The organism is Pseudomonas sp. NFACC02 (assembly GCF_900110765.1).
Lineage (GTDB): Bacteria > Pseudomonadota > Gammaproteobacteria > Pseudomonadales > Pseudomonadaceae > Aquipseudomonas.
Map to the genome: position 1 here is coordinate 172,577 of NZ_FOEO01000008.1, position 8,209 is coordinate 180,785.

General features: G+C 59.3%; 10 protein-coding genes. 5 read left to right on the plus strand and 5 right to left on the minus strand.

Annotated features, from left to right (window positions below; translation table 11 throughout):
* The first annotated feature begins 238 nt into the window (after nucleotides 1-238).
* Entirely contained in the window at nucleotides 239-1,693 is a 1,455-nt protein-coding gene (locus tag BMY73_RS10120) for an alanine/glycine:cation symporter family protein (protein ID WP_092406814.1), read from the plus strand.
* Between the two features lie 30 nt (nucleotides 1,694-1,723).
* The gene (locus BMY73_RS10125; RefSeq protein ID WP_092406816.1) at nucleotides 1,724-2,728 is read left to right on the plus strand and encodes an asparaginase; all 1,005 of its coding nucleotides are present in this window, start codon (nucleotides 1,724-1,726) and stop codon (nucleotides 2,726-2,728) included.
* 13 nt (nucleotides 2,729-2,741) lie between these two features.
* Here BMY73_RS10125 and BMY73_RS10130 read toward each other — a convergent pair whose 3' ends face one another.
* Together BMY73_RS10130 and BMY73_RS10135 are read right to left on the minus strand one after the other, a co-directional pair.
* On the minus strand, nucleotides 2,742-3,047 hold the full coding sequence (locus tag BMY73_RS10130) for a helix-turn-helix domain-containing protein (protein WP_092406818.1): 306 nt from the start codon (nucleotides 3,045-3,047) through the stop codon (nucleotides 2,742-2,744).
* Nucleotides 3,028-3,411 (minus strand): type II toxin-antitoxin system RelE/ParE family toxin, encoded by a 384-nt coding sequence (locus BMY73_RS10135; protein WP_092406820.1) that lies wholly within the window; start codon nucleotides 3,409-3,411, stop codon nucleotides 3,028-3,030. The genes BMY73_RS10130 and BMY73_RS10135 overlap by 20 nt, the downstream gene beginning before the upstream one ends.
* Nucleotides 3,412-3,607: 196 nt before the next feature.
* On the opposite strand from BMY73_RS10135, the gene BMY73_RS10140 reads away from it, so the two are divergent.
* A complete protein-coding gene (locus BMY73_RS10140; RefSeq protein WP_092406822.1) occupies nucleotides 3,608-4,600 on the plus strand; it encodes an AraC family transcriptional regulator in 993 nt (330 codons plus the stop codon).
* Between the two features lie 65 nt (nucleotides 4,601-4,665).
* On the opposite strand, the gene BMY73_RS10145 is transcribed toward BMY73_RS10140, so the two are convergent.
* Together BMY73_RS10145 and BMY73_RS10150 are read right to left on the minus strand one after the other, a co-directional pair.
* Nucleotides 4,666-4,950 carry a type II toxin-antitoxin system RelE/ParE family toxin gene (locus tag BMY73_RS10145; protein WP_092406824.1) on the minus strand — a complete coding sequence of 95 codons (285 nt, stop codon included), beginning with the start codon at nucleotides 4,948-4,950 and terminating at the stop codon, nucleotides 4,666-4,668.
* The gene (locus tag BMY73_RS10150; RefSeq protein WP_092406826.1) at nucleotides 4,940-5,179 is read right to left on the minus strand and encodes a type II toxin-antitoxin system RelB family antitoxin; all 240 of its coding nucleotides are present in this window, start codon (nucleotides 5,177-5,179) and stop codon (nucleotides 4,940-4,942) included. Before BMY73_RS10150 ends, BMY73_RS10145 begins: the two co-directional genes overlap by 11 nt.
* Before the next feature lie 424 nt (nucleotides 5,180-5,603).
* Here BMY73_RS10150 and BMY73_RS10155 point away from each other — a divergent pair, with 424 nt between their 5' ends.
* Complete coding sequence (locus BMY73_RS10155; protein ID WP_092406828.1) at nucleotides 5,604-6,632, plus strand: histone deacetylase family protein; 1,029 nt, start codon at nucleotides 5,604-5,606, stop codon at nucleotides 6,630-6,632.
* Between the two features lie 28 nt (nucleotides 6,633-6,660).
* Entirely contained in the window at nucleotides 6,661-7,770 is a 1,110-nt protein-coding gene (locus BMY73_RS10160; protein WP_092406830.1) for a polyamine ABC transporter substrate-binding protein, read from the plus strand.
* A 148-nt stretch (nucleotides 7,771-7,918) separates the two neighbouring features.
* On the opposite strand, the gene BMY73_RS10165 is transcribed toward BMY73_RS10160, so the two are convergent.
* The coding region (locus tag BMY73_RS10165) for a transposase (protein WP_139214191.1) at nucleotides 7,919-8,209 on the minus strand (291 nt) is incomplete at its 5' end.

Sequence of the window (8,209 nt, forward strand, 5' to 3'; positions counted from 1 at the left end):
CTTTTTTTTACCCGGAATTGTTGAACGACGCGCGAGTCACAATCGCTTACGGCACTGCATGAACAACTCGCCCGCGGATGCAATGCATCAGCCAAAAACTCAGGGACTGACACAGTTCATTCGCGGGCAAGCGCGCTCCTACAGGGGCAATGGGCAACTCTAAAGCAGGAAATGATCTACAGACTCCAATAAGGCGTACCGGTATAGTGCGCCCCCTCTAAAAAAGCGAGGAATACACATGCTTGAAGTCATCAACGACTTCCTCTCGGGAAAACTGCTGATCGTGCTCATTGTCGGGCTCGGTGGATATTTCACGATTCGCTCGCGTTTCGTTCAGTTACGTCACTTTTTTCACATGTTTGCGGTATTTCGCGACAGCTTGCGCAGCAGCTCAGGACAGCTCAGCTCGTTTCAGGCGCTGATGCTCAGCCTCGCCGGACGCGTGGGGGCAGGTAATATCGCCGGCGTCGGCATTGCCGTGACCCTCGGCGGCCCGGGTGCCGTGTTCTGGATGTGGGTGACGGCTCTGGTCGGCATGGCCAGCAGCTTCTTTGAATGCTCCCTCGGCCAACTGTACAAACGCTGCGATGCCGAAGGGCAGTACCGTGGCGGCCCGTCCTATTACATTCAACATGGCTTGGGCAAACGCTGGCTGGGCATGGTCATGGCGGTCTTGCTGCTGGTGACCTTTGGTTTCGCCTTCAATGGCCTGCAATCCCACGCCGTCACCCACTCGCTCAACAGCGCGTTCGGTGTGTCGCCCGGGTATGCCGGTGTGGGTCTGGCGGTATTGCTGGGCCTGGTGTTCATCGGCGGTATCAAGCGCATTGCAGCGGTGGCCGACCTGCTGGTGCCCATCAAGACGCTGGTTTACATTGCCGTCACGGTCTACGTCATCGCGGTGCAGTTCGAGCAGGTTCCGCACATGCTGATGACCATCGTCAAAAGCGCCTTCGGGATGGATGAGGTCTTTGGCGGCCTGATCGGCAGCGCCATCGTGATGGGTGTGAAACGCGGAGTGTTCGCCAACGAAGCCGGCCTGGGCAGCGCGCCCAACGTCGCGGCAGTTGCCGAGGTTCAGCACCCGATCGCTCAAGGCGTCGTTCAGGCATTCAGCGTGTTTCTGGATACGTTCGTGATCTGCACCTGCACTGCCCTGCTGATTCTGTTGTCTGGCTTTTACACCCCGGGTTTTGAAGGAGACGGCATCGCGCTGACTCAGAACTCACTGGCCGCTGTCGTAGGCGACTGGGGCAAGCTGTTCATCAGCGTGGCATTGGCGCTGTTCGTTTTCACCTCGATCCTCTACAACTACTACCTGGGCGAAAACAGCCTGCGCTTCCTGATTGGCGAAAACCGCAAGGCGTTGATCAGCTACCGCGCGCTGGTGCTGGCGCTGATCCTGTGGGGCGCTGTGGAAGATCTGGGCACCGTGTTCGCCTTTGCCGACATCACCATGACCCTGCTGGCATTCGTCAACCTGATCGCCTTGGCCATGCTGTTCAACATTGGTTTGCGCCTGCTGAATGACTACGATGCACAGCGCAAGGCGGGTGTCGACACGCCGGTGTTCGACTCCAGTCAGTTCCCTGATCTGGATCTGGACCTCAAGGCCTGGCCGAAGCCGGGGCATCAACAGTCCGCCGCCACGCCCGCATCGGCCAGTGGCAAAGCGGCGGTCGACACCCCTTAATCCTCAAAAGGTCCGTCCAGGGAGACAGGCATGAATCGCGAAAACCACTCACCGGCCCGGCAAGTGATGGTGCTCTACACCGGCGGAACCATCGGTATGCAGGCCAGCGAAAACGGGCTCGCGCCAGCTTCCGGTTTCGAGGCGCGCATGGCCGGGCAGTTGGCGAGCCAGCCTGCACTGGTCGTGCCGAAGTGGCAATTTCGCGAGATGTCGCCGCTGATCGACAGCGCCAACATGACGCCCCTGTACTGGCAGCAGTTGCGCGAAGCGGTGGTCGACGCCATCGAGGTGAAGGGCTGCGACGCCGTACTGGTTCTGCATGGCACCGACACCCTCGCCTACAGCGCAGCCGCCATGAGCTTTCAGCTGTTGGGCCTGAATGCCCCGGTGGTCTTCACAGGCTCAATGTTGCCAGCAGGCGTGCCGGACAGCGATGCCTGGGAAAACGTCAACGGCGCGTTACAGGCGCTGGGCAAAGGTCTGCCAGCGGGCGTGCATCTGTATTTCCACGGCGAGCTTTTGCAACCGACCCGCTGCGCGAAAATCCGCAGCTTCGGCCGCAATCCCTTCGCGGCACTGAATCGGGCACGAGGGGGTGAAGCGGCTTCCACGCTGCCGACAGCACTGGATTATCGCCAGACGAAGCACGTGGCGAACGTCGCGGTCCTGCCGCTGTTCCCCGGCATCGGCGCCGCCCAACTGGATGGTCTGATCGACAGCGGCATCCAGGGTCTGATCCTCGAATGCTTCGGCAGCGGCACCGGCCCCAGCGACAACCCTGCCTTTCTGGAAAGCCTGCAGCGCGCCCGTGACAGCGGCATCTGCGTCGTCGCCATAACTCAATGCCACGAAGGTGGCGTCGAACTGGATGTCTACGAAGCGGGCAGCCGCTTGCGCGAGGTCGGCGTGCTGTCCGGCGGCGGCATGACCCGCGAAGCCGCCTTCGGCAAACTGCACGCACTGCTCGGCGCGGGCCTTGCGCAAGACGAAGTGCGGCAGCTGGTTGAGCGGGATGTGTGTGGGGAGCTGCTCTAGGCCCAACCCACGCTCAGATGATTGATTGCAGACCTTTATCTGCGATCACGTTCAGAAGCTTCAGCGCCGGACCCGCAGGTCGGCTCTCGCCCTGTTCCCATTTCCGGATAGTCGACGCGGTAGTGTTCAAATGAAGTGCGAAAACCGGCTGGCTGAAATTCAATGCCAGCCTGAGATTCCGGATATCCTCCGCACTGAGTTCCCGGACCGGTGTCGGACAGAATGCTTCGAACTCACGCATCGTAACCTTGCTTAGCGCCCCAGCCTGATAAAGCTCTGCCAGGTCTGCACGCAAGGACTCAATGATTTTGCTGGACACAGCGGACCTCCTCTAACGTTCCAACCCGTAAAGCTATCGCTAGCGCATCATCCGACAGACTCAGGAAAACTTTGCCTGCATAGCGCAACGCCTTCTTTTCGCCCTGGCTGACATTAGCCCGGGCACTCTTTGCAAAGCCGAACAGAAACACGTAGCGATCCCCGATTCTTGCCGAGAGCAAAGTGCGATATCCGCTGCTTTTCCCTCCACCCTCACGTGCGATCCGTTTTTTATAAAGGCAGCCGCCCAAATCCGCGTCTATCAGTCCGACCTCCATTTCCTTGACGGCATCACACAGGACGCTGTCGGCGATCATTTCGGCGGCCTGCCATCTAGCGAACTCCCTTCGCTTCAACACTGTCATCCGTCCACCTCAATATATACCCGTAACGGGTATGATTTGTTGAATTCGTTTCGCTGGCGCTCCCGGAAGCCAACGTAGACAATCGTCTGCGGCTGGAGAAGTTCACGATCGTCACCAAGTACTTCCATGGGCGAATACGACGTCCGGCACACCTCTTGCTCCGTCCTCCCGATCAACAAGCCATCGCAAGGCCTTCATGCTTCATTCGCACCTCACCACGCTCAACGCCGTCTCTCTGGTGCTCGATACCTTCGCTGCCGAAGGTTGGGGCAGCGAGGAGTTGCTGGCCGGGAGCGGGATCAGTGAGGCGGATCTGGAGCGGCCGGATATTCGCATCACCACGTTTCAGGAAATGCAGGTCTGCGCCAATGCAGTCGCCTTGCGGCGCGAAATCGGCCTGCCGCTCGGACGGCGAATGCATGTGTCGTCCTACGGGATTCTCGGTTACGCCCTACTGACCAGTGCCACTTTCGGTGACGCTCTGCGCCTGGCGCTGGAATACCCGGCACTGCTCGGCACGCTGTACGATCTGCGTCTGATCGAAAACGGCGAGCACATCTGGTTCAGTGCCAGCGACTACCGCGACGACGAGGGCCTGCGGGTGTTCAACGCGGAGCTGTGCATGGCGTCGCTGAAGGTGATTTGCGATGACCTGCTGGGCAAACCACTGCCATTGCTCAACGCACGTTTCCAGCACGCGGCGCCGGATTATCTGGCCTCCTATACGGACAGCTTTCCTTGCCCGCTGCACTTCAACGCCGCGGACAATGCCTTCGCCTTCGAGAAACACTGGCTGGATCAACCGTTGCCTCTGGCCGACCGAGTGACCCATCGCGACATGCGTGAGCGCTGCCGCCGTCAGAACATCGAGTTCACCGGGCGTCAGGCGTGGCTGGGGCGGATTCGACATTTACTGGCCGGGCAGCTCGATCAAACGCCGAGCCTGGGCGCACTTGCGCAAAAAATGAACTGCTCCGAACGCACCCTGCGTCGCCATCTTCAGGCCACGGGCAGCAGCTATCAGCAATTGCTGGACGAGCTACGTTTCGAACGCGCCAAGCAGCTATTGCAAGAAGAGCAACTGCCGATTCATCGCATCGCCGAAGCGCTCGGGTTTAGCGAAACCGCAAGCTTCAGGCACGCATTCATCCGCTGGAGCGGGGTGGCGCCGAGTCAGTTTCGGGGGTGACGGCTGATCTTCCGCTGTCCACAGACCGCCCCGTATCAGTCCGGCTTGCCGGGTGACCTGGTTTCTCACCAGCGGGATGGAGGCAATCGACGAGTGTGAAAAATCCTGAGGATCTGCAGCCGGCCGGCTCTGAAGCGATAGGGAATCAGATATGGACGGTCCGGCATTGGCCACTCGCGCGTACCCGCGATACGTCCCACGCGTCCGGCAGCAGGAAAGCGGGAAAGGTGCTCAACACTTTCTCTCACCGCACTCACAAAATCGGTTGCGGCCTGTGGGTTGTCCTGCGCGAGATATGAAGCTTCATCATCCAGATTCTTTAAAGCTGTCCTTAGCCACTCAACGCGCATCGTTTGACCATTTCCTCATGACGGCATCGACTTCCTGTGCACTCGCAAAATCTCCGGCGTCAGCTTCTGCCACCGCCTGCTGAATTTCAGCGATCTGCCAAGCCTCGCGGTCCAGGTACTCGCGCAGCGCATCGATGGCCAAAAAAGATTTGCTCCGCCCTGTAGCTTTGGCGAGGCTGGCAAGGGTTTCAGCAAGCTCATCCGGGAGACGCAAGGACATCATAGACATCGGGACACCTCTGTATTGATGTGTAATACAAAGCATTACTATGTCATGCCGGAGGTAAGAGTGCGACTGCAAGCTTCAGGCACGCATTCATCCAAGCGGGGTGGCGCCGAGTCAGTTTCGGGGGTGAGCTGGGCTCTCACTGTCGCCGATATCCTGTGGGAGTGAGCTTGCTCACGAAAGCGATCGTACGCCTGACCATCTCCAGAGACTGAACGTCAGTCTTCGCGAGCAAGCTCGCCCCCACAGAGGACAGGCGCGGCCGAGGTCGGACCGCCTCGAAAAAGGGCGGCTCGCCTCATTTAGGGGCGATTTACGGACAGAGTTTATGGCCGTAATAATCCCCTTTTGGCCGTTTCCGTCGTTCTCCGAAAGACCTCCCGCCACAAGAATGTCGGACAACTTTAGCCCTTGGGAGAACAAGAAAATGCTGACGATCTACTCAGACGATCACCATCTGCATCACGGCCGCTGCGAGTTGATCGACGGCAAGCTGATGCCCTGCTTCGAGATGCCGTCTCGCGCTGATCACGTGCTGCAGCGGGTCAAGGATCGCGGAATCGGCGCCGTGGAAGGCCCGCAGGATTTCGGCATGACGCCGATCGAACGCATTCACACCAAGGCGTTTCTGGAGTTCTTCCAAGGCGCGTGGGCACGCTGGGCCGAAACCGACCCGGAAGGCGATCTGCTGCCTTACACATGGCCCGCCCGGACGTTGCGCTCGGTCATCCCGACCAGCCTGCACGGTCAGTTGGGCTATTACACTTTCGACGCAGGCGCTCCGATCACGGCAGGCACCTGGCAAGCCGCCTACAGCGCGGCCCAGGTCGCTCTTACCGCTCAAGCTGCCATTCAAAACGGCGCCCGCAGCGCTTTCGCCTTGTGCCGCCCGCCGGGACACCACGCGGCCAGCGATGTCATGGGCGGTTATTGCTACCTGAACAACGCGGCCATCGCGGCTCAGGCCTTCCTTGACCAAGGCCACAAGAAGGTGGCGATTCTGGACGTGGACTATCACCACGGCAACGGCACCCAGTCGATTTTCTACACACGCGACGACGTGCTGTTCACCTCCATCCACGGTCATCCGGAAGCGGAATTCCCGTTCTTTCTCGGCTATGAGGACGAGCTGGGGGAAGGCGCCGGCGAAGGTTTCAACTTCAACTATCCCTTGGCGGCGGGCAGCGACTGGGCGCAGTGGAGCGCAGCGCTGGAGCAGGCGTGCGGCGAGATCGAACGCTACGGCGCAGACGTCATCGTGGTGTCGCTGGGCGTGGACACCTACAAGGACGACCCCATCTCGCAGTTCAAGCTCGACAGCCCGGACTACCTGCGCATGGGCGAACGCATCGCGCAGTTGGGCAAGCCCACACTGTTTGTGATGGAAGGCGGCTATGCCGTTGAGGAAATTGGTATCAACGCCGTGAACGTGCTGGAAGGTTTCGAACGCGTCTGACCCTCTACCTTCGAAGAGAAAAACCACGATGAACAGACTCAAGCGCTTTATCGCATCGATGCTCCTCGCCACATCGGGGGCGGCCATGCTCGGCACGGCGCATGCCGACGAGCCGAAGACCCTGCGTGTCTACAACTGGTTCGACTACATCACGCCGCAGGCTCTGGAAAACTTCAAGAAAGACACCAGGATCCCGCTTATCTACGACATTTTCGATACCAACGAAGCGCTGGAAGCCAAACTGCTGACCGGCAATTCGGGCTACGACGTCGTGGTGCCGTCCAACGTGTTCCTGGCCAAGCAAATCGAGGCGGGCGTCTTTCAACCCCTGGACAAGTCCAGACTGCCCAACTATTCGCACCTCGATCCCAAGCTGATGAAGCTGCTCGAAGCCAACGATCCGGGCAACAAGTTCGCCGTGCCTTACATGTACGGCACCATCCTGATCGGCTTCAACCCGGACAAGGTCAAGGCTGTGCTGGGCGACAACGCGCCGGTGGACAGCTGGGACCTGATCTTCAAGGAAGAGAACATCAGCAAACTGAAGCAGTGCGGCGTAGCACTGCTCGACTCCCCTTCAGAAATTCTGCCCCTGGCCTTGCAGCATCTGGGGCTGGATCCCAACAGCAAAAATCCAAAGGACTACGACAAGGCGGAAGCCTTGCTGATGAAGATCCGTCCGTACATCACCTACTTCCACTCGTCGAAGTACATGGCTGACATCGCCAACGGCGACATCTGCGTGGCCGTCGGTTATTCGGGCAGCTTCTCGCAAGCCGCCAACCGCGCGAAGGAAGCCAAGAACGGGGTTGTGGTGGACATGCGTCTTCCGAAGGAGGGCGCGCCGATCTGGTTCGACATGCTGGCGATTCCGAAAGGCGCCAAGGACGTGGAAGACGCCCACACGTTCATCAACTACCTGTTGCAGCCACAGGTGATCGCGCCGATCAGCGATTTTGTCGGGTATCCCAACCCGAACAAAGACGCAACCGAAATGGTTGATCCCGCCATCCGCAACAACCCGAACCTGTACCCGACCGCCGAGGCCATGAAGACCCTGTATACGCTGACTCCGTTACCGCGTGATGCGGAACGCGCACGGACCCGGGTGTGGACCAAGATCAAATCCGGCACCTGACCGTGTAGGAACGCGCTTGCCCGCGTATTGATCGTGCCCACGCTCTGCGTGGGCACGCATGCCCGGACGCTCCGCGTCCATTGGGTGACGCCGAGCGTCACAGACGGCATTACCACGCGGAGCGTCACTAGTGTCCGGTAAATATGTTTCATAGTTGAAGGCTGCCCTGAGCAGCCTTCAACTGATCCTGTTCCTGTCGTCGTCGGTCTTTGAATTCCTGGGTAGCAGGCCGTTCATGCAAGGCATAAGCGATACGAACCGTCAGCTCAAACAACGAGCCCTGAAACCCTGAGCGGCGGTGGAACAGGTGCAACAACAGATAGCTGATCAAGGCGCTGTAGATCTGCAGGCGCACGGCGTTTTCGGAGAAGGCATAGAAGCGTTTGAGTTTCAGATGTTGCTTGATCCACTTGAAAAACAGCTCGATCCTCCAGCGATC

Bases quoted from the DNA above. Each gene is read 5' to 3' on its own strand.
- BMY73_RS10120 (WP_092406814.1), top strand. From the start codon at position 239: ATGCTTGAAGTCATCAACGACTTCCTCTCGGGAAAACTGCTGATCGTG.
- BMY73_RS10145 (WP_092406824.1), bottom strand. From the start codon at position 4,950: ATGCGCGTTGAGTGGCTAAGGACAGCTTTAAAGAATCTGGATGATGAA.
- BMY73_RS10125 (WP_092406816.1), top strand. From the start codon at position 1,724: ATGAATCGCGAAAACCACTCACCGGCCCGGCAAGTGATGGTGCTCTAC.
- BMY73_RS10155 (WP_092406828.1), top strand. From the start codon at position 5,604: ATGCTGACGATCTACTCAGACGATCACCATCTGCATCACGGCCGCTGC.
- BMY73_RS10140 (WP_092406822.1), top strand. From the start codon at position 3,608: ATGCTTCATTCGCACCTCACCACGCTCAACGCCGTCTCTCTGGTGCTC.
- BMY73_RS10150 (WP_092406826.1), bottom strand. From the start codon at position 5,179: ATGTCTATGATGTCCTTGCGTCTCCCGGATGAGCTTGCTGAAACCCTT.
- BMY73_RS10160 (WP_092406830.1), top strand. From the start codon at position 6,661: ATGAACAGACTCAAGCGCTTTATCGCATCGATGCTCCTCGCCACATCG.
- BMY73_RS10135 (WP_092406820.1), bottom strand. From the start codon at position 3,411: ATGACAGTGTTGAAGCGAAGGGAGTTCGCTAGATGGCAGGCCGCCGAA.